The following is a 23,028-nucleotide window of genomic DNA, read 5'->3' on the forward strand; positions in this document are numbered from 1 at the left end:
TGAACGGGGTGGTCGGCGGGGCGGCCTGGGCCGCGAACGGCCCGGACGGCGGGCCGGACTGCACCGGGAACGGCGCCGACGGCGGGCCGCCGCCGACGCGCGGCGACCGGGTGGCCCGGCCCGGGATCGGCACCGACGACACCGGCTCGGTCGACATGCCCCGCGGGCGCGACACGGCGGGGCCGGTGGCCTCCGCGACGGCCGCCGTCGGGGCGGACGGAGCGCGCGGTGGGGGTTTCGTCGACACCGGTCTGGTCGTCGACACGTCCAGCGAGGCCGGCAGCTCGGGCAGCGGCAGCCGCTCGGTGAGGCTCAGCGCGGTCAGGCTCTGCTCGGTGGGCTCGGTGGGCTCGGTGCGTTCGGCCCGCTCGGGCGGCCGCAGGGCGGAGGGGTCGATGTCCTCGGTGCGGGCGGCGCGGTCGACCGGCGGGCGCGCGTCCGTCGCGGGATCGGCCCGCGCGGGCGGCTCGTGATCGGCGGCGGGGACGGCCTCGGTGGGCGGCACGGGTTCGGCGGGCACGGCCTCGGTCGGGGGCGTCGGATCGGCGGGCCCGGCATCCGCGGGCCCGGCCTCGGTGGGCACGGCCTCGGTGGGCACGGCCTCGGTGGGCACGGCCTCGGTGGGCACGGCCTCGGCGGGCGGGACATCGGCGGTCGGAGTCTCGGCGGGCACCGCCTCGGTGGGCGGGGCCGGGTCGGCGGTGGGGACCGCGTCGGTCGCCGGGGGTGGGGCGGGCATCGCCTCGGTGGGCGGCGGGGACGCCGGCTCGACCGCGGCGGCGGGCTCGGTCGGCTCCGGCTCCGCGGCATCCTCGTCCGCGCCGGCCTCCACCGCTGCGCCCTCGGGTGCAGGGGTGTCCTGCCCCGGTAAGTCCGCTGGCGGGTGCTCGTCCGGCTCCGAGGCGTCGGCCGACGGCCTGCGCGGCACCGGCGACGGCCGGCGTGCTGCCGGACCGTCGCCGTTGGTCTCCGCCGCCGCGGCGGGCTCGGTGAGCACCTCACCGGTCGAGGGTGGGCGCGGCTGCGCGCCGCTCATCGCCCGGCCGCCGTGGCCGCCGAACCCGTGACAGTCATCGCGGAACTCCTCTCGAAGCGCCGGACCACCGCGGCCCCACCCCGCCGCTCAGCTTGTCAGGCGGAGAGCTCCTCCGTCACCGCGCCGTTGCGCTGGCGGTCGCGCGCGAGCAGGCGGTCGACCACCCGCCCGGCCACGCCCGTGCTGGAGTTCCAGCTGGTCACCTCGGGGTAGACCTGGGTCGTGGTGGCCAGCATCAGCCGGGTGCCGGTGACCTCGTCGCCCGGCTGGACCGCCGAGTAGCCCAGCGGGTAGATCGGCTCCACGAACGGGGCCCGGAAGACGCGCACCTCGGCCACGTCGTCGGCGGTGATCCGGTCGGGGTAGGTGGCCAGCAGCTGCTCGGTCCACCGCTGCGCGATCGCGTCGTCGGAGTCCTGGAACAGCTCGCTCTCGCGGTTGCAGTAGTGCATCACGTACACCAGGTGCAGCCCGTCGACCTCGCCGGACAGCTCCGACATCTCGATCACGCCGTCGAACTCGGTCCCGGAGTCGATCACCGGGGCCCAGTAGTGCCCGTCGAGCCGCTTGCGCAGGAAGAACAGCACGTTGACCACGCCCTGGTACTCCAGCGACACGGTCGGCAGCTTCGGCGCCAGCGCCTCGTCGGCCACACCGCGCAGCGAGGGCAGCGGCAGGGTCGAGATCGCCCAGTCGGCGGTGATCTCCTCGCCGGACTCCAGCGTCACGCGCACGCCGTCGCCGTCGGCCGAGAGACCGGCGACCCGGGCCTCCGTGCGCACGTCGGCGCCGGTCGACTCGATGGACGCCCGCAGGCCGTCGATGATCGACTCGTAGCCGCCGGCCGGGTAGCCGCGGGTGGCCACGTTCTTCTCCCGGCCCAGCCGCTGCCACACGTACAGCGCCGGGACGTCGCCGAAGCGCGACCCGAACTTCGAGCCCAGCATCGGGATGAGCATCCGCTTCCAGATGACCTCGCCGTACAGGCCGCGCAGCCAGTCGCCGATGCGGATGTTGTCCAGGTCCTTGCCGCGGCCGAGGAACCTCAGCAGCAGCGACATGACGCCGAACCGGATCCGCTGCGCGAACGTCAGCGGCGTGAACCTGACCAGGTCGAGCGCGGTGTTGAACGGGTACCGCCTGCCCTCGACCACCATGCCCATCGTCGTGGGCTTCCACCCGATGGAGTCCTTGAGCCCCAGCTCGTCGAGCAGCGGGAGCAGGTGCTCGTCGGACGGCATCACGCAGTGGTAGAAGCGCTCCACCGAACGCCCCTCGCGGGCGAAGAACGTGCCGAGGCCGCCGAGCTGCGGGGACGCCTCCAGGAGCGTCACCCGCACCCCGGCGCGGCCAAGGCGGTGCGCGGCGGCGAGACCGGAGATCCCGCCGCCGAGGACGATCGCAGTGGTCATCGAAGTGCCTCGGTCATCGAACTACACAATCCCGCAGTCGTCGCCGGTAGGAGCTGCGATCACAGCGCCTTGAAGGGGGCCGGCGCGAGCCGGTCCCTGGCCAGCAGCTTCACGTACTGGCCGATGGTGCGGCGCAGCTTCAGCTTGCTGGCGCTCTGCTTGCGGTCGTACTGCAGCACGAGCGGCACCTCGGCGATCACCGGGTTGCAGTGCCGCAGCTTCAGCAGCAGCTCGACCATGCAGGCGAAGCCGCGCTCCTCCACGAGCCGCTCCCCCCAGTGCTTGGCCGCGCGCGCCAGCAGGCTGACCCGGTAGGCCCGGAAGCCGCTGGTGAAGTCGTGCACGCCGTCGAGCCCCAGCATCCGCTCGAACGTCACGGCCGCGCCGCGCGAGAGCAGCCGCCGGAACGGCGGTGCGGTGCTGTCGTCGCCGCCGGCCACGAACCGCGAGCAGATGACGACGTCGGCGCCCTGGTCGATGCGCTCGTGCATCTTCCGGATCATGGCCGGGTCGTGCGTGTCGTCGGCGTCCATGACGACCACGTAGTCGTCCGGGTCGGCGGCGTCGAGCACCGACCGGATGCCGGTCTGCACGGCCTGGCCCAGGCCCATGTTCTGCGGGTGGCGCACCAGTCGGACGTCGAGACCGGGCGCGCCCGCCTCGGCGACCTCGGCCGTCCGGTCGGCGGAGCCGTCGTCGACGACCCAGACCACGATCCGCTCGGTGGCCGCCGCGGCGGCGAGTCGCTTGAGCAGCGACGGCAGTGAAGCCTGCTCGTTGTACGCAGGCAGGACCACGTGGGCCACCGCACCCACGAGGCTCCCGGACTCGTTCCCCCCGATCGGCGCACCACGCTCGCCGTGCTTGGCCTGAGCAGGCACGACAGTCACCTGTGTGTGCTCAGTACCGTCCCCCGGCGTGGTCGCCGCTACCTCCTGTGACATGTGTGTCTCGTCGATGGAAGGCACGCTACCGTTACCGAGTAGCACCGTTCAGCGGCGGGTGTCACCCGATGGCGTAGTGGCACGACCTGGCAGTATCAGCTAAGCCAGGTTCACCGTGGGTAGTAGATTCGGATACGTATCACCGAGCGCTAACGGACACGCACGATCGAGCGAATGACCGTTGTGGGACATCGGAGCCGGGGGGCTCAAGGATCACCACCCGACCCAGCGGCATTCGTACGGCCGCTGGTCACCGACAGTCGTCGGTGCGGGCGGAGTCCGCGAGGCAGGGAAGTTCACTGACATGACGATGACCAGCCCGTCGTCCACCAGCCCGTCCGGGATCCCGGTCGTCGACCAGGAGGTCGCGACCGGAGAACGCCGGCCGGCCGGGACGAAGGCCACCCGGAGCGCGTCGAAGACCGACGTCGGGGCCGTTCTCGACGCCCTGCCGCTGCAGCGGCTCGGCGGCCGGCCCGACGGCAGGCGCGCGCTGGCGAAGCGCCCCCTGATGGAGCGCTTCAGCGGCGTCAGCGTCCTGCTGATCGTCGTCGACCTCGTCGCCGCCACCACCGCCGCGCTCATGGGCGGCCCCACCTGGAAGTGGGGCCTGGCCATCGGCGTGGCCATGGTCGGCGCGCGGGCCGCGGCGCAGCTCTACCGCCGCAGGCTGTGGCTGAGCTACTACCACGACCTGCCCCGTGAGCTGGCCAGCACGGCGAGCGCCTTCGGCCTGCTGGCCGTGCTCGCCCTGCTGCGCACCGCCGACCACGAGATGAACACCGCGATCTCCTGGACGGTCGTGCTGTTCCTGCTGATCAGCGCCCCGCTGCGGATGTTGGTGTTCCAGACCGGGCGGTGGGCGCGGCGGCGCTTCGGCCGCTGCGAGCGCACCATCGTGCTGGGCAGCGGCCCCCTCGGCATCGACCTCGTCCAGTCGATGAACGACCACCCCGAGTTCGGCCTGCGCCCGGTGGGCTTCATCGACAAGGCAGCACCCATGCCCGGCACCACCCTCCCGGTGCCGATGCTGCGCGGCGACCTGCAGCAGGCCATCGTCGACCAGCGCGCCGGCGCCGTCGTCATCGCGTTCAGCCACGCCACCGACGCCCAGGTCATCGACGCCGCGATCACCGCGCACAGCCACGGCGCGACGATCCTGCTGGTGCCCCGGATGTGGGAGCTCTACCACGACGCCCCCCACATCGAGCGCCTGCGCGGCTACCCGCTGGTCCGGGTGACCAGCGCGCCGACCGCCCGGTTCAGCTGGTGGGTCAAGCGCGCCCTCGACTGCGTCCTGTCCGGCCTCGCCCTGCTGCTGCTCGCCCCCGTCATCGGCATCGCCGCACTGGCCGTGCTGATCGAGAGCGGCCGCCCGGTGCTGTTCCGCCAGGAGCGCGTCGGCCTGGACAACCGCATCTTCACCCTGTTCAAGCTGCGCAGCATGCGCCCGGCCACCGAGGCCGAGTCGCAGACCCGCTGGAACATCGCGGGCGACCCCCGCATCGGCCCGGTCGGCCGGTTCCTGCGCCGCAGCTCGATCGACGAGCTCCCCCAGCTGTGGAACGTCCTGCGCGGCGACATGAGCCTGGTCGGCCCCCGCCCCGAGCGCCCCGGCTTCGTCCGCCAGTTCTCCGAGGTCCACGACCGCTACTGGGCCCGCCACCGCGTGCCCTCGGGCCTCACCGGATTGGCCCAGGTCAACGGCCTGCGCGGCGACACCTCCATCGCCGACCGCAGCCGCTACGACAACTACTACATCGCCAACTGGTCCCTCTGGCTGGACCTGAAGATCATCCTGCTGACGTTCCGGGAGATCTTCCGCGGCGGCCAGCACTGACGCTCCGCCGATCACGCACCCCCCTCGCGCCGGAGATCAACAACTCCTCTTCGCAGGGTCCCCGTGGTCTTCGCAGGGTCCACAGCACCTGCGAGGACCCCACCGCCCCTGCGAAGACGCCCCAGCCCGGCCTCTGGACCCAGCGGGGAGCCCGGCCCCGCACACGCAGAACACCCGGTCAACCACCATCCGGAGCCCTCCGTCACCCCACACGGCACAGACGATCACAGATAGTTCCCCCGAAGCCGTGACATTCCGGGCGTCCGTGCCGATTCGACACATGTGGGTTTAGTCGAGGAGTCGCCGCGGGGCGCGATCCCAGCACGAACGACCACCGGCGCGAGGTCGCGCCCCGAGCTGGTCGCGTGGGGCGCCGTGGTGGCGTTCCTCACCGTCGTCGCGTACGGGTTGATCTGGTTGCCCTACTACGGCGATCACGCCCTCTGGGCCGTGATCGGCCGGGAGCTGATGGACGGGCGGGCGCTCTACAGCGAGGTCTGGGACATCAAGCAGCCGGGCGTCTACCTCCTGTACGGGCCCGTGCAGGCGCTGTTCGGCTACGCCCCGGTCGTCACCCGCATCCTCGACGTGCTGATCTCGGTGCTCACGGCCGTCCTGGTCGCCGTGCTGGTGCGCGACCGGGTCGGGCCGGTGCTGGCGCGGTGGGTGGGGGTCGCGGGGGTCGCGTTCCTGCTGCTGCCGGCGCGGGCGTTCGACCTCGGGCAGATCGAGCAGCTGGTGTGCCTGCCGATGATCGCGGCGCTGGTGCTGGTCGCGCGCCGGCCCGGCAACGCGCGGCTGGTGCTGGCCGGGGTGTGCATCGGCCTGGTCGGGGTGCTGAAGCTGTGGACGGCGGCGGTGCCGGTGGCGGCGGCGCTGGCCTGGCTGCTGGTGGAGGCGGTGGCGGCGGGGCGGCGCGGGGAACCGGTGCGCTCGCTGCTGCTCACCCGGATCGGGCTGCTGGCCGCCGGGGCCGCGGCGCCGGTCGTCGCGATGCTGGTGTGGCTGGCGGCCGCGGGGTCGCTCGGGGCGGCGTTGGAGACGTGGCTGGTGTTCCCGGGGCAGATGCTGGGCGTGCCGGGCGCGCGGTCGCTCGACCGCCTCGTCGACGGTTCGACGCGCTACTTCGGCATGCTCGCCCCGGCGCTGGTGCTGGCCGCTGCGGCGGTGCCCGGCGTCCTGCGCAAGCGGGACCCGCTCGGCATGGCGCTGCTGGCCTGGCTCGCGGTCGGGCTGGTGGGCATCCTGGTCCAGCTGTGGTGGCCCTACCACTGGACGCAGCTGACACCCGCCCTGGTCGCGCTGGCCGCGCTCGGTCTGCAGCAGCTGCGCGAGGCGGGCTGGTTGCGCCGGGCACCGGTCGTGGGCGTGCTCGCGCTGACCGCCGCGCCGCTGCTGTACTTCGGCGTCCTGGGTGACGAGCGCCCGATGATGCTGGGCAACGGCTTCACCGCCGAGAGCCGCGAACGGATCGCCGAGTTCGGCTCGCTGCCCACCGCGCGCCGGGAGCTGGCCGCGGTCGGCCACCGGTACGGCCAGTCGCTGATGGTGTTCGGCGACCCCACGTTCCAGCTGGTCTCCGGGGCGCGGATCCCGGTCCGGCTGAACGGCTGGTCGCCCGAGCTCTACCCGCCGGTGCTGCTCGACGAGCTGGCCGAGAGCCTCACCGGGGCGCGACCCGACTTCGTGCTCGTCACGGCGCTCAACGTCGACGTCATCCCGGAGCGCGCCGCGGGCGTCGCCCGCCTCCTCGCGGCCGACTACGAACTGGTGCGCTCGACCGCCGTCGGTGAGTGGTACCGACTGCGCACGGATGGTTGACCGGTGCTTCACCCCACGGGGTGAACAATGATCGTCATGCGGCGCCCGGCTCTCGCTCTCGCCCTCGTGCTGGTCGTCGTGGCCGGGTGCTCCGCCGGTGGTCAGGGCGGTGGTCACGGGGGCGGCGGCAACATCGCGACCGACGGCGCGGGCCGCGCCGAGCCCGGCACGGCGACGACCGACGGCCGCTGCGGCGGCCTCTGGTACGCCATCGGCGACCGCCCCACCGACGCCGAGATCTCCGACGCCGCCGACCGCTACGGCGTGGTCGTGCTCAACGCGTGGGAAGTCGACGCGATGCAGCGGCTGAAGGAGCTCAACCCCGACATCACGGTGCTGGTCTACAAGGACCTCTCCTCCACCCGCGACTACGCGGGCGCCGTCCGCTCCGACGGCAGCGACGCCGAGCACCAGCCCACCGGGATCGGGTTCGCCGCCGCCGAGGCGGACAACCCGGAGTGGTTCGCCACCGACACCGACGGCAACCGCATCGAGTGGGACGGCTACCCCCAGCACTGGCAGATGACGGTCTGGGAGCCCTCCTACCAGCGGGCGTGGGCGGAGGCCGTCACCGACGAGGTCGTCGAGGCCGGCTGGGACGGCGTGTTCGCCGACAACGACTTCGCCACCCTGCGCTTCTACTCCGACGCCGTGCTGGCCGGCACCGACAGCCCGGCCGAGACCGACCAGCTCATCCGCGACGGCCTCGACGAGATGATCACGGTCGTCGGGGAGCGGCTGGCCGAGGAGGGCAAGAAGCTCGTCCCGAACGTGTCCGAGGCGCGGCTGTACCCGGGCCGCTGGCTCGAGCACTCCCGCTTCGGCGGCGCGATGGAGGAGAACTTCGCCCAGCGCGCCGACGACCGGTTGCTCACCTGGGAGGGCGCCGGCTGGTCCGAGCTGCTGGAGACCGCCGCCGACCCCGACCGGCTCACCCTGCTGGTCACCGCGGGCGACGACCGCGCCGCCGAGACCGGGGCCGCCGGCGCCGCGCTGCTGGCCGGCCCGGGCGTGTGCTGGAGCGCCGCGCACGAGGTCGGCTACAAGGAGCCGGAGTGGACCGTCGCCCAGGCCGCCGACCTCGGCGCCCCGCGGGGCGAGGCGGTGGCCACCGACGACGGCGTCTGGATGCGGGAGTACGAGCGCGGCTACGCGGTCGTCAACCCCACCTCCGACGACCTGGACGTCGAGTTGCCGAACGGCCTCACCGACCTCAACGGCGCCCCCAAGGGCACGACGATGACGGTCCCGGCCGCCGACGGCCTGGTGCTCGTCGAGGGCGGCGGCGGGGAGTAGCACGTCGCAGGGTCTTCCCACCCGGCGCAGGCTCCCGGGCCCCTGCGCCGGGTAGGCGGGGTCTGCGACGTGGGCCGGGGGCCGTTCAGGGGCTGAGCAGGCGCTGGTAGAGGCGCAGGTGCGCGTCAGCGCAGACGTCCGGCGCGAACCGCGCGCGGGCCCGCTCGGCGAGCAGCCGTCCCGTGCGGCCCGGGTCGGGTTCGGCGAACAGCTCGCGCAGCGCCCCGGCGAGCCCGGCGACGTCGCCCGGCCCGGCCAGCCACGACCCGGCGCCGGGGACGTCGAGCATGTCGGCCACCCCGCCGCAGTCGGTCGCCAGCACGGGCTTCCCGGCCGCCATCGCCTCCGCGACGACCAGCGGCTGCTGCTCCATCCGCGACGGCAGCACCAGCGCATCGGCCGCGGCCAGCAGGTCGGGCACGTCCGAGCGGAACCCGAGGAACTCGACCCGGGCGGTCAGCCCGGCCTGCGCGGCCTGCTTCTCCAGGCGCTCGCGCTCCGGCCCGTCGCCGGCCACCACGAGCCGGGCGTCGGCGGGGAAGATCCCCGGCCGCTCCAGGGCGCTCAGCAGGTCGCTGACGCCCTTGCGCTCGACGAGCAGCCCGACGAACAGCAGGCGCCGCACCGGGCCGGTGGGCGGGCTCTCAGCCGGCAGCGCGACCGCGTTGTCGATGTGCACGACCCGGCGGGCCGGCACGCGCAGGCGCTCGCGCAGGAACCGCCCCATCGACGGTGACGGCACGACGGTGGCCCCGATCGAGCGCGCCACGACGGCGTCGGCCCCCAGCACGACCTTCGTGTAGCGGGAGGGCCCGGCGGCGCCGGCCGTGCCGCGGAACCACGGCTCGGCGACGTCGTCGGGCACGCCGTGGTAGGTGTGCACGACCGCGCGGGGGCTCCCGCGACCGGCCGCCATCCCCGCGACGACCAGCCCGGAGCGCCGGTCCTGGGCGTGCACGACGTCGGGCCGCCAGGCCCGCAGCGCCGCCCGCGCGGCCCTGGTGGCCCCGACCGCGGCCTTGCTGGGCACCTCCAGCTCCTGCAGGTGCCCGGCGACGAGCTCGGCGCCGCGGGCCGGACGCGGCCCGAAGATCCGCACCTCGGCCCGCCCGGACGCGGCCAGCTCGGCCGCCAGCCGGACCGTCACGTCGACGGGGCCGCCGCGGTCCTGGGTGAGCAGGAACGCCACCCGCGGGGTCATCGGGTCCCTCCGGTGAGCTCGGCGACCAGGTCGGCGACCCGGCCGGTGGTGGCGCGCCGGTCGAAGCGCTCGACGGCGCGGGCGCGTCCGCGCCTGCCCTCGGCCTGGGCGGCCGCCGGGTCGATCAGCCGGGCGGCCAGCTCCTTGGCCAGCTGCTCGACGTCGCCCGGGGCGACGACGGCCCCCGCCGGGTCCGGCCCCAGGCTCTGCCGCACCCCGCCCACGTCGAAGGCGACGACGGGCCGCGCGCAGGCCATCGCCTCGAGCGGCACCAGCGCGAGGCCCTCGGCGCGCGAGGGCAGGGCCACCACGTCGGCGGCGGCGTACCAGCGGTCGGGGCGGTCGGTGCCCCCCGCCCAGTGCACGGACGGGTCGGTGCCCAGCGCCCGCCACTCGCGCTCGCGGGGACCGGTGCCCACCAGTTCGAGGCGCGCGTCGGGCACCGCGGCCAGCACCGTCGGCCAGGCCCGCAGCAGCAGGTCCTGGCCCTTCTGGTCGGCGAGCCTGCCCACGCAGACGACGGTCGGCGCGTCGGCGAGCCCCAGCTCGCGGCGGGCGTCGGTGCGGTCGGCGGGGGTGAGCGCGTCGGTGTCGACGCCGTTGGCCACCACGTCGGCGGCCTGCCGGATGCCACTGGCCCTGGCCACGGCCAGCTCGTCGTCGCCGACGCAGAGCAGCCGGGCGGTCCAGCGGGCGGCGGCCCACCGCTCCCAGGCCAGCGAGGCCCGGGCGAGGGCGCCGTCGGCCACCTGGAACGACCACATGTGCGGCTGGAAGACCGTCGGGACGCGCCCGCGCACGGCGAGGCGCCCGGCCAGCCCGGCCTTGGAGCTGTGCAGGTGCACGAGGTCGGGTCGGACCTCGCGCAGCACCCGGCGCAGCCGCACGGCCTCGGGCAGCGTGGAGGGGCCGGGAGAGCGCGTCGCGGGCCAGGCGTGCACGCGCGCGCCCGCGGCCACGACCCGCTCCGCGAGCGGGCCCGGCGGGCAAGCGACGCGCACGTCCCAGCCGCGCCCGACCTGGTCGCCGACCAGCTGGACGACCACGGCGGCCACGCCCTCGGTCGTCGGCTGGCTGACGTGCAGGACGGTCGGGCTCACTCGGCCACGCTCTCGGACCGGTTGCGCAGCAGGCCGCGCATGTGCGCCACGGCGGCCCGGTCGACCAGCGAGACGACGCCGGCGTAGGTGGCCAGCAGCGCCACTCCGAGCCCGAGGGCCACCGGCAGCGACGACGGGTCGTCGAGCAGGCCGATCGCGGCGGCGCCGCGGGAGACCGCGAGACAGCCCAGCGCCCCGGCCGCCGGCCCGAGCAGCGAGCGCGCCATGACCGACACCGGCGGCGCCACCCCGGCGCCGCGCAGCGCGAACCAGGCCACCGGCAGCAGCACGATCGCCGCGGAGGCCTGCGCGATGGCCGCGGGGACCAGCCCGAAGGGCGCCGCGATGGACAGCCCGACGGCGAGCAGCACCAGGTGGGTGGCCTGCAGGGCGAGGTACCACTTGGGCTTGTCGGCCGCCCGGATCGCCTCGTACCAGGTCTGCAGCACGCACAGGGCGAGCCCCCACGCGCACAGCAGCATCAGCACCGGTACCGCCGGCGCCCAGCGCTGGCCCAGCACGACGATGTGGTCGGCGAGCAGGACCGCGACGAGGTAGCAGCCGCCGACGATGACGAGCAGCAGGTGGGTGAACATCCCGACCGCGGCCGACATCCCGGCGTTGACCTGCTTGAGCCGGGTGTAGACGGGGAAGGCCACCGCGCCCAGCACGACCGCGATCATGATGTAGGGCACCCAGGCGATCCGGAACGCAAGCGAGTACAGGCCCACGGCGTCGGCGCCCAGGCTCCTGGCCAGGATCGGGTAGTGCACGTTGATCAGCAGGATGGCCACGACGGCCGCCGGGCCGACGACGGCGATCCAGCTGCCCGCCTCGGCGGCGGCGGCGCTGTCCCAGCGGGGCCGGATGCGCACCCCGACGAGCACGCCGAGGAACGGCTGCAGCACCGCCGTGCAGAGCACGCCGACGGCCAGCGAGTACTCCCCCACCCCGGAGCCGGCCAGCACCACGGTCACCGCCGCCCCGGCCACCGCGGACCCGGCGTCGGGCAGCATCCGGCGCTTGAAGTCCAGCGTCCGGTGCATCACGCCCATCTGCACGCCGCCGGCCGCGGTGAACGGCAGGCTGAGCGCCGTGAGCACGATCAGCGGCGCCGCGGCCGGCGCGCCGAGCAACGCGGCGATGACGTCGGCGCCGAGCACGCCGACGACGGCCAGCACGAGCCCGATCGCGACGCTGGCGGTGAAGATGGTGCCGGCCATCGCGTCCGGGTCGCGGCGGGTGCGGGTGATGACGTCGTAGACGCCCATCGACTGCACCACCTGGCCGATGTTCGCGAGGGACACCGCCAGCGTCACCAGACCGAGCTCGGTCTCGGTCAGGAACGCGGCGAGCACCACGGTGACCGCCATCTGGCTGCCCTTGCTGATCAGGTTGACCAGACCGAGCCAGAGCGTCCCCCGCGCGGCGCTGGCTCCAAGGGTGCTCACGCAGCCTCCTCGCCAGGGCTCGTCGGCAGCGCGAGCGCTGCTGCTGTGCCGGATGGTGAGCTCACAAGCTCGCTCACGCAGCCTCCTCGCCAGGGCTCGTCGGCAGCGCGAGCGCTGCTGCTGTGCCGGATGGTGAGCTCACAAGCTCGCTCACGCAGCCTCCTCGCCAGAGCTCGTCGGCAGCGCGAGCGCTGCTGCTGTGCCGGATGGTGAGCTCACAAGCTCGCTCACGCTGTGGCCACCTCTTCCCGCTGCGTCCCCCGACGCGCAGTTCCGCGGACACGAACGACCAAGTAGCCGACCAGGACGAGCCAGGCGGCGATGATCGCGATGCCGTCGACGGTGAGCGCGAACTGCTCGCCGAAGAGCTGGCGGATCACCGTGTCCAGCGCGAACAGGTGCGCGAACGGGAACGCGAACAGCAGCAGCGCCACCGGCAGCGGCCAGGACGGCCGCTCGCCGCGGTGGCTCCACCACCAGCCGGCCACGCCGGCCGCCGCGGGCAGCGCGACCAGCACGTCGCCGGGCTGGTGCACGACCGCGATCGTGATCGACAGGCCGACGAGCAGGTCGGCGAGGACGGAGTCGCCGTCGTCGCCGGTGCGGTCGAGCGCGCGCACCAGCAGCGCCGCGATGACCATGACGCCGACCAGGGTCAGCAGCTCGGCCATCGGCGGCAGCAGCCCGGTCGTGCGGAAGAACACCGCGGCCACGTCGACGCGCTCGGCGACCGGCGAGTCGACGGCGCCGTAGGCCGTCTGCTCGGCCCAGTCGAGGTTGGCCTGGATGGTGGCGATGAAGTTGGTGAAGCCGCCGTCGTTGGCGATCAGCACGCCGACCACCGGCAAGCTGGCCAGCGCGGCGATCCCGGTGCCGCCCAGCGCCACCTTCCACGAGCCGCGCACCAGCAGGAACGCCACCAGCGGGGCGCCGAACTGCGGCTTGATCCAGGCCAGCCCGACCAGCACCGCCGCCCACACCGGGTGCTTCCTGCGGAACATGAGCGCCCCGGCCGTGGCGACCGCGATCTCCGGGTTGATCTGGCCCAGGTAGAGCTGGGCCTTGCCCAGCTGGCTGGACAGCAGCAGCGCCGAGATCACCGCGGTGCCGGCCAGCACCGGCACCGGCACGAACCGGCGCAGCTCGATCGCCGCCATCACCGCCAGTACGACCGTCAGGACCAGCAGCACCAGCGTGAACGCCACCGCGCCCACCTGGTAGGGCAGCGCCCCGAACGGCATGTGCAGCACCAGGTGGTAGGGCTGGTACAGGTTGAACGTCTGGCGCACCGGCCAGTTGTCCAGCATCGCCTGCGGCAGGTACGGGTCGCGCCCGGCCAGGAACTCCTGGACCGGGTAGTACAGCGCGTCGCGGAAGTCCTGCATCTGGACCAGGGCCTGGTTGGCCTCGGTGGGCTGCTCGACCCGGATCGCCGGCAGCAGCGCGCGCAGCCCGCCGGCCACCGCGGCCAGCCCGGCCAGGACCGTCACGATCAGCGCGGCGGGCACCCGCCGTCCGCCGCGCTGGGCGGTCGGGCGCAGCCCCGGGCTCGTGTCCGTGCTCATGTGATCACCACCGCGATGAGGGCCGAGGCGTCCGGTAGCGCGGCCACCGCCGCCGTCACGTCGTCGGGGCCGGTGCGGTTGCCGTCCAGCAGCGCGACGACGGCCGCGTCGCCGGCGTGCCCGTTGACCTGCATCACCGCGCCGGACGCGCGCAGCTCACCGGTCAGCGACCGGACGCGGTGCGCGTCGCCGGGGGCGGTGCCGATCAGCCGCAGCGGCCGGGTCGAGGCGTTCTGCAGCACCGTCAGCCTGGCCACCAGGTCGGGGTCGGCCATGTCGAGCACCGTGACCGGCCGGGACGCGCCGGCCAGGGTGAGCGCGTCGGACAGCCGCGACCGGCGCGAGACCGCCGGGCGGGTGAGCCGGCGCAACGCCAGCACGCCGACGGCGGCGACCGAGGCCGCGGTCAACGCCAGCCCGGTGGCCAGCAGCCGGTCGGGCGCGACCTGGCTGACGTCGGCGTGCTCGTCGAGGGTGCGCAGGCGGGCCACCGGGGCCAGCACGTCGGAGTCCACGACACCCTGCGCGACCCGCATGGCCAGCGCGTCGGCGCCGTCCGGGGTGCCGGCCACCAGGGTGATGCGGGCGACGCCGGTCTCCGGGATGTACTCGACGGCGATGGCGTCGGCCAGCACCTCCGGGTCGGCCGGCGGGTCCACCGCGCCGACCGCCCCGGCCAGCACGCTCGGGGCGCGGACCAGCTCGTTCACCGCGGGCATGCCCAGCTGCACGACCTCGCCGAAGCTGGCCTGCGAGGTCGGCGTGTCCGGGCCGGGGGTCACCGGGCCGGCGATCAGCCCGATCCGCGCCTGGTAGGCGGGCGGCTGGGCGGCGATGATGCCGAACGTGGTGCCGCCGACCAGCAGCGCGGCCAGCCCGGTGAGCAGCGCGGTGATCATGGTCCGGGAGCGCCGCCGCCCGACCGCGTGCACCCGCTCGAACAGCTCGCCGTAGCGGTCGGCCATCGCCAGCGGGTCGTAGTGGCGGGCGACGGTCTGGCGCCCGGCCCGGCCCAGGCTGGTGAGCTGGGCGGGGTCGGACAGCAGCCGCGACAGCGCCTCGGCGACGGCGTCCGGGTCGCCCGGCGGGACCAGCCGGCCGCCGCCGTGGGTGAGCACCTCGGCCAGCCCGTCGACGTTGCTGGCCACCACCGGCACCCCGGCCGCAAGCGCCTCCAGCACCGAGATGGGCAGGCCCTCCCAGTCGCTGGTGAGCACGTTGACGTCGGCCGCGCTGAGCAGCTCCGGGATGTCGTCGCGCTGGCCCAGGAACCGCACCGAGGCGGAGATCCCCAGCTCCTCGGCGCGCGCCTGCAGGGCCGGGCGGTCAGGGCCGTCGCCGGCCAGCAGCAGCAGCGCGCCCTTCTCGACGCGCAGCTTCGGGTCCATCCGGGCCCAGGCGTCGAGCAGCACGTCGTGGCGCTTCTGCGGGACCATCCGCGCCATGCACAGCGCGACGAGCGCGTCGGCCGGGATGTCGAGCGCCTTGCGCGACTCGCCGCGCGCGGGCGAGCGCCGCGGGGAGACCGCGTTGCGGATCACGATCGGTGCCGGGTCCTGCAGGCCGTTCTCGCGCAGCCGCCCGGCGATGGCCGCCGAGACCGCGACGACGGCGTCCGAGCGACGCAGCAGCTGCGCCGAGCGCGGGTAGTCCTCGTCCGCGACGCCGTGGAAGACGGTGATCAGCGGGATGCGCCGGCCGACCGCCAACCGGGCCACCACCGTGGCCCCGACGTTGTGCGCGATGACCACGTCGGGCTGCGCCTTGCGCACCGCGAGGAACGTGGCCATCGCGGCGCGCGCGACACCGCTCGCCGAACGGCGCGCCATGGGCACCGGGAAGATGGCCACCCCCTCGGCGGCCAGCTCATCGGCGCGCACACCCCCAGCGCTGGCGACGGAGGAGATCCAGCCGCGGGACCGTCCCCTCCGCACCAGCTCGCAGACCAGCGACTCGGCGCCACCGACGCCCATCTCGCTGATCACGTGCAGCACCCGGACCGTTGGACTCACCGACCATCCCTCCGCATGCGGAGCTCCAGCCCGCACATGGCGGCGACCAGGGCCCACATCGACAAGTAGTACTGCTCCGACAAGAAGATCGAGGCGACCAGCACGGCGACCAGCGCGGCCTGCGAGGCCAGCACCACCTGCCGGTCCGCCCCGATGCGCAGCGCGCGCTCCGACGCGATGAAGCCGCACGCGATGAAGGCCAGGAACAGCAGCAGTCCCGGGACCCCGAACTCGGCCGCGACCTCGAGGTACATCGAGTGCGCCACCGGCGTCTGCTCGGCCAGCTCGGCCACCCCGGACGCCGCCGCGTACTCCGAGCGGAACCCGCCGGGCCCGACGCCGAGGACCGGGTTCTCCGCCAGCATCCGGGCGGCGGCCTGCCAGCGCAGCTCCCGGGTGTCGATGTTCTCCCCGGCGATGTGCACCTTCTCGCCGATCGCCCGGTCGACCGTGTCCGGGGCGACCACGACCAGCAGCGCGGCACCCACCGCGACCAGCACACCGGCCCCGACCATGACCCGTACCGGCACCGCCCGACGGACCGCCAGGTACGCGACCGCGGCGGCGAGCGCGAACCCGGCCCCGCGCGACAGCGTGGTCGCCGCCCCGACCGCCAGCACCGCGGCGACGACCAGCGCCACGATCGCCATCGGGTGGATGCGCCTGCCCGGCCTCGGCGGCGGGATCAGCGCCAGCAGCAGCGGCAGCGCGGTGACGAGCACGGCGGCCAGGTCGTTCGGGTCGTCCAGCGGACCGGAGGCGCGCGTCTCGCCGTCGACCAGCACGCTCTGCAGCGCACCGATCGCGGCCCAGGTGGCCCCGGCCACCGCCGAGGCCAGCACCGCGCGGATCGGCACCTCCCGGCCGATCACGTCGACCAGCAGCGCGGACAGCACCAGGAACGGCAACCAGCGCTGCACGTACTCGCCGGCGAAGGGCTCCTCGAGGTGCACCGCGTACGAGGCCAGCACCACCGCGGCCAACCCGGCCAGCGCCACCTGCGAGGCGTGCAGGCGACCGATCGCCTTCACGCGGACCCGCACGATGAGCCAGGCCACGGCGAAGACCACCGTGGGCAGCTTCGCCAGGTCCTCCTGGACGTCGATCAGGTAGCCCTCGACGGGCGCCAGACCGACCACCGCGCAGGTCGCGAAGCGCAGCAGGTGGATGTCGGGGGACGTGCGCTTGGGCTGCCCGGGATCGACCACCGCGACGGAGCTGAGGCCGACCGCGTGGCGGACCCTCGTCGCGAGCCCCGTCGCGGTACTCATCGCTTGAGCCTGTCGACCGCGCGGGTGCGCGACACCGAGGCCGCGACGCGTTCGGCGTGCGCGCCCGTGCCCACCACGTCGAACGCGCGGCAGAGCGCGGTCAACGCGCGGTCCATGAGCGCGGCCTTCTCCGCTCCGGGCACCCCCATGCCCGGGAAGAACTCCATGCCGGGTGCCTCCCCCAGGTCCAGCACGTCGGTCGGGTGCAGCAGCAGCGAAGGCTGCACGCCGCGCAGCCGGCACAGCCGCAGCGCGGTGGCGAAGTAGGCCCGCGCCACCCGCGGCGAGACCTGGTGCAGCTGCAGCAGGTACGAACCGTGGATCGGGACCCGCAGCAGCGGCATCGTCGTCACCGGCAGCTCGACCATCCCGCTCGCGCCGCGCCAGCGGTAGGGCCGGATGGGGGCCAGCACGTCGGAGACGGGGCCGAACAGGTCGCCGGGCTCGGCCTCGCCGGGCCGGACGGCGCCGTCGGTGGCCGCCGTGGCCGAGCGGTCGTGGTAGGCCCGGGCCAGTGGGCCGATCCAGGTGGGCAGGGTGGTGGCGTCGTAGCGGTAACCGCGCTCGTCGAGCAGGGCGAGCATCTGCTTGGTCAGGCTGAAGCCCGGGCCGCGGAACCCGACCGGCTTCGGCGCCCCGGCCGCCACCAGCGCCTCCTCGGTGCGGGCCAGCTCGTCGTCGAGCTGGGCCCGGGAGAACCGGTGCAGCCAGGGCTGGTGCAGGTAGGAGTGGTTGGCGACCTCGTGGCCGGCCGCGACGATCTCGGCGACGGCCTTGGCGCCGTCCTCGCGCTCGGCGTCGGCGCCGACGACGAACACGGTGGCGGTGAGCCGGTGGCGGCCCAGCAGGTCGAGCAGGCGCTCGGTGGCCGGGCCGATGAAGCTCGGCATCGCCTCCCACCCGGGGTCGCCGTGGGTGCGCAGGTAGGACCAGAGGTTGTCGAGGTCGACCGAGACGCTGGCGGTGGGTCGTGCGTTCACCGGCCGCGCGCTCCTCCGGGACGGGGCTCCGCCTCCGCGGCGTCCTCGGCGGCGAACTCCTCGGCGATCGCCGCCTCGGTGCCGGGCGCCGGGACCGGGGCCGTCGCCCCGGCCGCGCCGGCGGGGGCGGACGTGTGCTGGCTGGAGAACAGCCCGAAGCCGATCACCGCGAGCACCACGAGCACGAGGCCGACGGCCACCCAGGCGCCCTGGCCCTCGACGATCCGGTCGCCCAGCACGGTGAGCCCGACGATCGAGGAGACGACCGCGGTGACCGCGTCCATCGAGGCCGCCGCGGCCGGCGCCGAACCGCGCTGCAGGGCCGCGGCCAGCATCCACTGCCCGACCAGCGCGGACACCACGACCAGGTAGAACAGCGGCTGCAGCGGCAGCTCCAGCAGCGGGCCCGCGGCCAGCGGGCGGCTGGCGATGGCCAGCACCGCGAACGCCACGCCGGCCAGCACGCCGTGCGCGACCGCGCCGGTGGACCCGTTCAGCTTGCCGACCGGGACGGCCGCCAGCGCGACCAGCACCACGGCGCCGACCAGCATCCACGCCACGGCGGCCGGCATCTCCTCGGCCACCCCGGGCTCGGCCGCGGTGACCAGCATGATCAGCCCGATGGCCAGCACCACCAGGATGCCCAGCTCGATCGGGCGGGGGCGCCAGCCCAGCACCAGCACACCGATCAGCGTGGCCACCCCGACCGCCGACGTGGAGGCGGCCTGGACCAGGAACAGCGGCAGGTCGGCGCGGGCCAGGAAGGCCAGGCCGAAGCCGACCACCTGCGAGGCGAAGCCGAACAGGTACACCTTCTGGCCGGCCAACCGCACCAGCAGCCCAGGATCGACACCCGATCGTTGTTCGGTCTGGCGCGCGGCGTAGGACTGCGCCACGATTCCGGTCGCGTAGGCGAGTACGGAGACGATCAGGATCAGGTAGCTCATTACCGCTGGGGCCTCCCCCGGGCCGTGAAGATGGCGGGCTGCGCACACGCGCGCCGTGAAGGTACGTCGTCACGCCTACCGTCGTTGTTAGCCCGCTGGTGGCAAATAGCCGTGACACTTACGACCGAACGGCGGTACGCACCGTGGTCGATAACAGTCTGTCAGAGACCACTATGGTGGGCCACGCCATGTCTACCCACCTCGTCACTACTCCGATCAGGTGAACCGGCTGCGCGCACGCCGGTTGCGTGTCCTTGCTCTCGCGTCCATCTGCGGGCTCGCCGTCGGGGCGGTCGTCGTCGCCCTGCTGCTCAACCGGCCCGCGGTCTTCGCCGCCCAGAACAGCCTCATCGCCAGGCCGGCCGCGGCCACCGCCGACAACCCCGACGCCGCCGGCCAGTTCGGGGAGGTCGTGGCGCTCGGCCTGCCCGCACTGCCCGACCTGGCGGTGAGCTCGACGATCCTGGAGGCCGCGGCCCGCGCGGTGCCCGACGGTCCCCCCGCCGACGAACTCGCCTCCCAGGTCGAGATGACGCTGGTCCCGGGCGCGGGAGTGGCCAAGCTCACCGTCCGGGCGAGCGACCCCGACCAGGCCGGTCGGCTGGCCACGGCGCTGGTCGGCGCGCTCGTCGCGACCGACTTCCTGCAACCCGCTGCACGCCTGGAGGTGCTCGACCCCGAGCCCCAGGTCGTGCGGGTCGACACCTCGATCCCCACCGTCGGCGGCATCGGGCTGGTCACGGCCGTGGTCGTCGGCGCGGCCGCCTACGCGGCGCTGCGCCGCATCCGCCCGCCCGGCACCGACGTGCACGAGGTGCACACCGCGATGAGCCGCGCCGGGCGCCCGACCGTCGCCATCCTCGACGGCAAGGACCCGGCCCTGGTCGACCGGCTCTGCGCGCTCCAGCGCGCGGGCGGGCTGCCCCTGCGGATCATCACCATCGGCCCCGGTCAGACCGACAAGTCCGACGCGCTGCGCGCCGCGGTGAGCGGGCGCGGGGTCCAGCTCTCCGGCATGCCGAACTCCGCGACGAACTCGGCGCCGACGTCGGTCGTCGCCGTCTTCGACGCCCGTTCCACCCGCCCGGACGAGCTGACTGCCGTGGCCGCGGCGCTACCCGAGCGGTCCAAGATGCTGGCAGTCGTCCTGACCTGACCAGGACCGTTCGGAGCAGCGCCGCGACGGGGCCGTCACCCGATCGTGTCCGGCGGTCGACCGGCCCGTGACCGGCGAGACGCCTTCGTCGCCCCCGCGGGGCTGCGGCTAGCCTCGAACGGGCGGAGGAGGAGGGTCGGGAGCGAGTGGTCGAGACGTCGCGACCCCCGCGGGTCACCGGGATCGACGCGGCGCGCGCCGTCGCGCTGCTCACCATGGCCCTCGCCCACATGCACGCCACCACGCTGCCCGAGGGCGGCGCCACACCGATCGGGCTGGCCGTCGCCGGCCGGGCGTCGGCGCTGTTCGCGGTGCTCGCCGGGGTCGGGGTCGCGCTGTCGACGCGCTGGGTGCGCGACCGCCGCGACCACGCCGGCGCCGCGGCGGCGCTCCTCGTGCGGGCGGCCCTGCTCGCCCTGCTCGGGCTCGGCCTGGAACAACTGCTCGACACCCCGCCCGCGGTGATCCTGGCCCAGTACGGGCTGCTGTTCGCGGTCGCCGCGCTCCTCGTCCGGCTGCCCGCCACGGCCTGCTTCGCGGCGGCCGCGGCGTGGTGCGCGCTCTCCCCGGTGCTGAGCCACCTGCTGCGCGCCGGCCTGCCCGCCGAACCCGGCCCCCAGCCCGACCTGGCCATGCTCGCCGACCCGGGCCGGCTGTTCAGCACCCTGGCCCTCACCGGCTACTACCCGGTGCTCACCTGGATCACCTACCTGCTGGTGGGCATGGGCATCGGCCGGCTCGACCTGCGCCGCACCCGCACCGCGGTGCGGCTCGTCGTCGCCGGCGCCGTGGTCGTCACCGCGGCCTACGCGGCGTCGGCGCTGCTGCGCGGCCCCCTCGGCATCGGGCCGGCCGGCGTCAGCGACGTCGTCGCCGGCACCCAGCGCGCCGGCACCACCCCGCCCGACGACTGGGGCTGGCTGGCGGTGATCACCCGGCACTCCGGCACGGCCTTCGACCTCGCCCACACCAGCGGCAGCTCGATGGTCGTGATCGGCGCGCTGGTCCTGCTGACCGGCGTGGCGGCCCGCTGGGTGGCCGTGCCGGCGGCGCTGCTCGCCGCGACCGGGTCGGCGTCGCTGACCCTCTACACCGGGCACATCCTCGTCACCGGCTCGACCGGGGCGTTCGGCACGCCGTGGTGGGTGGGACAGGCCGCGGCGATGCTCGTCGTCGGCGCCGTGCTGCTCGTCACCGGGCGCCGCGGACCGCTGGAAGCCCTGGTCGGACGCCTGTCCCGGGCCGCGCGCGACGCCGTGGTCGGGCACCGGTCCGGAAACGGATCAACGCGGCAGGACGACAAGCGCAGTGGGGCCGCCCCGAGCGACGCTCCGAACGACGCTCCGAACGACGCTCCGAACGACGCTCCGAACGACACGGCGCGGTCCGCGTCCGGACCGCCCTGACCACCACCCCCGCTGGAGGACCACCCATGTCGCTGCCGACCGTTCACCTCGTGGTCGGAACGCGTCCCGAAGCGATCAAGATGGCGCCGCTGGCGCTGGCGCTGCGCGCGGCCGGTGTGCTCGAACCGGTGGTCGTGGCCACCGGCCAGCACCCGACGATGGTCGCCCAGGCGCTGTCCGCCTTCGGCCTCGCCCCCGACGTCGTCTGCCAGCTGCACCGCACCACCGGGGAGCAGTCCGAGCTGGTCGCCGAGCTGGCCCCGGCCCTGGACACCGTGATGGCCACCAGCTCGGCCGTCGTCGTGCAGGGCGACACGACCTCCGCGCTCGTCGGCGGCCTGGTCGGCATGTGGCGCCGGATCCCGGTGGTGCACCTGGAGGCCGGGCTGCGCTCCGGCGACCTCGCCGCCCCGTTCCCGGAGGAGGCCAACCGCAGGCTCATCGGCGTCTTCGCCGACCTGCACCTGGCCCCCACCCCCCGCGCCGCCGCCGCCCTGCGCACCGAGGCCGCCGCCGTCGCCGCCGCGGCCGGCGTCACCCCCGCAGATGGCGCCGACGACCGCATCCTGCTCACCGGCAACACCGTCGTCGACGCCGTCGTCGCGGTCGCCGCCGACGTCACCGGCCCCACCGCCGCCGAGCCCGCCGACGAGCGCCTCGCCGCCGTGCACCGCGAGGTCACCGCCGGCCGCAGCCGCCTGCTGCTGGTCACCGCGCACCGCCGCGAGTCCTGGGGCGAACCCCTCGACCGTGTCCTCGCCGCCGTCCGCCAGGTCGTCGACGACCACCCCGACGTCCGCTGCGTGCTGCCCGCCCACGCCAACCCCGCCGTCCGCGCCCAGGTCGACACCGCCCTCGGCGACCACCCCCGCGTCCTGGTCACCGACCCGCTCCCCTACCCCGAGCTGTGCCGCCTGCTGGCCCGCGCGTCCCTGGTCCTCAGCGACTCCGGCGGCATCCAGGAGGAGGCCCCCACGTTCGAGGTGCCCGTGCTGGTGCTGCGCGAGGTCACCGAGCGCAAGGAGGCCGTCGAGTCCGGCTGGGCCCAACTCGTCGGCACCGACCCCGACCTGATCGTCGGCGCCGCGAAGAGCGCACTCGACGGCGACTGGGTGCGCCCCTCGTCCGGGAACCCGTTCGGCGACGGGAAGGCCGCCGAGCGCGGCGCCCAAGCGATCGCATGGCTCCTCGGCCACGCCCCCCGCCCCTCGGACTTCACCCCCTGACTCCCCGGCGCGCGCCCGCGCCCGGCTTCTCGCGGGCGCGTCCCCGCAGCCCGGCCGGGTGCCGCAGCCCGAGCGCGGTCTCGCAGCCCAGCCGCGGTCTCGCAGCCCAGCCGCGGTCTCGCAGCCCCGGCCGCGGTCTCGCAGCCCGGCCACGGTCTCGCAGCGGTAGCTGGGTGTCGCAACCCGGGCGCGGTGTCGCAGCAGTAGCCGGGTCGTCGCAGCCCGCCGGCGCGCTGCGCAACCCACCCCGCCCTGCGCGCCCCACCCCGCCCTGCGCGCCCCACCCCGCGCTGCGCAACCCACCCCGCCCTGCGCGCCCCACCCCGCCCTGCGCGCCCCACCCCGCGCTGCGCCCCCCACCCCG

At 74.8% G+C, this 23,028-nt stretch carries 16 protein-coding genes and 1 pseudogene; 6 read left to right on the plus strand and 11 right to left on the minus strand.

Annotation, left to right across the window (positions count from 1 at the left end):
* From KIK08_RS25195 to KIK08_RS25205, 3 genes and pseudogenes are all read right to left on the minus strand, one after another.
* Positions 1-1,036: pseudogene (locus tag KIK08_RS25195) on the minus strand (hypothetical protein); the annotation flags it as partial.
* A gap of 95 nt (positions 1,037-1,131) precedes the next feature.
* On the minus strand, positions 1,132-2,448 hold the full coding sequence (locus KIK08_RS25200; RefSeq protein WP_214405729.1) for an FAD-dependent oxidoreductase: 1,317 nt from the start codon (positions 2,446-2,448) through the stop codon (positions 1,132-1,134).
* A 59-nt stretch (positions 2,449-2,507) separates the two neighbouring features.
* Positions 2,508-3,245, minus strand: a complete 738-nt coding sequence (locus KIK08_RS25205; protein WP_308257873.1) for a glycosyltransferase — start codon at positions 3,243-3,245, stop codon at positions 2,508-2,510.
* A gap of 451 nt (positions 3,246-3,696) precedes the next feature.
* On the opposite strand from KIK08_RS25205, the gene KIK08_RS25210 reads away from it, so the two are divergent.
* The 3 genes from KIK08_RS25210 to KIK08_RS25220 all read left to right on the plus strand — a co-directional run bounded on the left by KIK08_RS25210 (position 3,697) and on the right by KIK08_RS25220 (position 8,349).
* Positions 3,697-5,232 carry a sugar transferase gene (locus tag KIK08_RS25210; protein WP_250557785.1) on the plus strand — a complete coding sequence of 512 codons (1,536 nt, stop codon included), beginning with the start codon at positions 3,697-3,699 and terminating at the stop codon, positions 5,230-5,232.
* Between the two features lie 375 nt (positions 5,233-5,607).
* On the plus strand, positions 5,608-7,053 hold the full coding sequence (locus KIK08_RS25215) for a hypothetical protein (protein WP_214405731.1): 1,446 nt from the start codon (positions 5,608-5,610) through the stop codon (positions 7,051-7,053).
* 36 nt (positions 7,054-7,089) lie between these two features.
* A complete protein-coding gene (locus tag KIK08_RS25220) occupies positions 7,090-8,349 on the plus strand; it encodes a putative glycoside hydrolase (protein ID WP_214405732.1) in 1,260 nt (419 codons plus the stop codon).
* An 85-nt stretch (positions 8,350-8,434) separates the two neighbouring features.
* On the opposite strand, the gene KIK08_RS25225 is transcribed toward KIK08_RS25220, so the two are convergent.
* From KIK08_RS25225 to KIK08_RS25260, 8 genes are all read right to left on the minus strand, one after another.
* Positions 8,435-9,550 (minus strand): glycosyltransferase family 4 protein, encoded by a 1,116-nt coding sequence (locus KIK08_RS25225; RefSeq protein WP_214405733.1) that lies wholly within the window; start codon positions 9,548-9,550, stop codon positions 8,435-8,437.
* The gene (locus KIK08_RS25230; RefSeq protein ID WP_214405734.1) at positions 9,547-10,650 is read right to left on the minus strand and encodes a glycosyltransferase family 4 protein; all 1,104 of its coding nucleotides are present in this window, start codon (positions 10,648-10,650) and stop codon (positions 9,547-9,549) included. The genes KIK08_RS25225 and KIK08_RS25230 overlap by 4 nt, the downstream gene beginning before the upstream one ends.
* Entirely contained in the window at positions 10,647-12,101 is a 1,455-nt protein-coding gene (locus KIK08_RS25235; RefSeq protein ID WP_214405735.1) for an oligosaccharide flippase family protein, read from the minus strand. The genes KIK08_RS25230 and KIK08_RS25235 overlap by 4 nt, the downstream gene beginning before the upstream one ends.
* A 227-nt stretch (positions 12,102-12,328) precedes the next feature.
* Positions 12,329-13,666: a glycosyltransferase family 87 protein gene (locus tag KIK08_RS25240; protein WP_214405736.1), complete on the minus strand. Its 1,338-nt coding sequence runs from the start codon at positions 13,664-13,666 to the stop codon at positions 12,329-12,331.
* On the minus strand, positions 13,663-15,678 hold the full coding sequence (locus tag KIK08_RS25245; protein WP_308257874.1) for a glycosyltransferase: 2,016 nt from the start codon (positions 15,676-15,678) through the stop codon (positions 13,663-13,665). Before KIK08_RS25245 ends, KIK08_RS25240 begins: the two co-directional genes overlap by 4 nt.
* Complete coding sequence (locus tag KIK08_RS25250; RefSeq protein ID WP_250557786.1) at positions 15,675-16,949, minus strand: O-antigen ligase family protein; 1,275 nt, start codon at positions 16,947-16,949, stop codon at positions 15,675-15,677. The genes KIK08_RS25245 and KIK08_RS25250 overlap by 4 nt, the downstream gene beginning before the upstream one ends.
* Positions 16,946-17,929, minus strand: a complete 984-nt coding sequence (locus KIK08_RS25255) for a polysaccharide deacetylase family protein (protein WP_214405737.1) — start codon at positions 17,927-17,929, stop codon at positions 16,946-16,948. Before KIK08_RS25255 ends, KIK08_RS25250 begins: the two co-directional genes overlap by 4 nt.
* Entirely contained in the window at positions 17,926-18,876 is a 951-nt protein-coding gene (locus KIK08_RS25260; RefSeq protein WP_214405738.1) for a hypothetical protein, read from the minus strand. The genes KIK08_RS25255 and KIK08_RS25260 overlap by 4 nt, the downstream gene beginning before the upstream one ends.
* A gap of 244 nt (positions 18,877-19,120) precedes the next feature.
* Between KIK08_RS25260 and KIK08_RS25265 the strand changes: the two genes are divergently transcribed.
* The 3 genes from KIK08_RS25265 (at position 19,121) to wecB (ending at position 22,664) form a co-directional block, all read left to right on the plus strand.
* Positions 19,121-20,032: a YveK family protein gene (locus KIK08_RS25265; protein WP_214405739.1), complete on the plus strand. Its 912-nt coding sequence runs from the start codon at positions 19,121-19,123 to the stop codon at positions 20,030-20,032.
* Positions 20,033-20,178: 146 nt separating this feature from the next.
* Positions 20,179-21,438 (plus strand): heparan-alpha-glucosaminide N-acetyltransferase domain-containing protein, encoded by a 1,260-nt coding sequence (locus KIK08_RS25270; RefSeq protein ID WP_214405740.1) that lies wholly within the window; start codon positions 20,179-20,181, stop codon positions 21,436-21,438.
* A 50-nt stretch (positions 21,439-21,488) separates the two neighbouring features.
* Positions 21,489-22,664: a non-hydrolyzing UDP-N-acetylglucosamine 2-epimerase gene (gene wecB / locus KIK08_RS25275; protein WP_308257875.1), complete on the plus strand. Its 1,176-nt coding sequence runs from the start codon at positions 21,489-21,491 to the stop codon at positions 22,662-22,664.
* Positions 22,665-23,028: the final 364 nt, after the last annotated feature.

It is taken from the genome of Pseudonocardia lacus, assembly GCF_018531445.1.
Taxonomy (GTDB): domain Bacteria; phylum Actinomycetota; class Actinomycetes; order Mycobacteriales; family Pseudonocardiaceae; genus Pseudonocardia; species Pseudonocardia lacus.

Excerpts from the sequence above, each read along its gene's own strand:
- KIK08_RS25225 (WP_214405733.1), bottom strand. The coding sequence starts at position 9,550 with ATGACCCCGCGGGTGGCGTTCCTGCTCACCCAGGACCGCGGCGGCCCC.
- KIK08_RS25220 (WP_214405732.1), top strand. The coding sequence starts at position 7,090 with ATGCGGCGCCCGGCTCTCGCTCTCGCCCTCGTGCTGGTCGTCGTGGCC.
- KIK08_RS25240 (WP_214405736.1), bottom strand. The coding sequence starts at position 13,666 with ATGAGCACGGACACGAGCCCGGGGCTGCGCCCGACCGCCCAGCGCGGC.
- KIK08_RS25210 (WP_250557785.1), top strand. The coding sequence starts at position 3,697 with ATGACGATGACCAGCCCGTCGTCCACCAGCCCGTCCGGGATCCCGGTC.
- KIK08_RS25260 (WP_214405738.1), bottom strand. The coding sequence starts at position 18,876 with ATGAGCTACCTGATCCTGATCGTCTCCGTACTCGCCTACGCGACCGGA.
- KIK08_RS25250 (WP_250557786.1), bottom strand. The coding sequence starts at position 16,949 with ATGAGTACCGCGACGGGGCTCGCGACGAGGGTCCGCCACGCGGTCGGC.
- KIK08_RS25200 (WP_214405729.1), bottom strand. The coding sequence starts at position 2,448 with ATGACCACTGCGATCGTCCTCGGCGGCGGGATCTCCGGTCTCGCCGCC.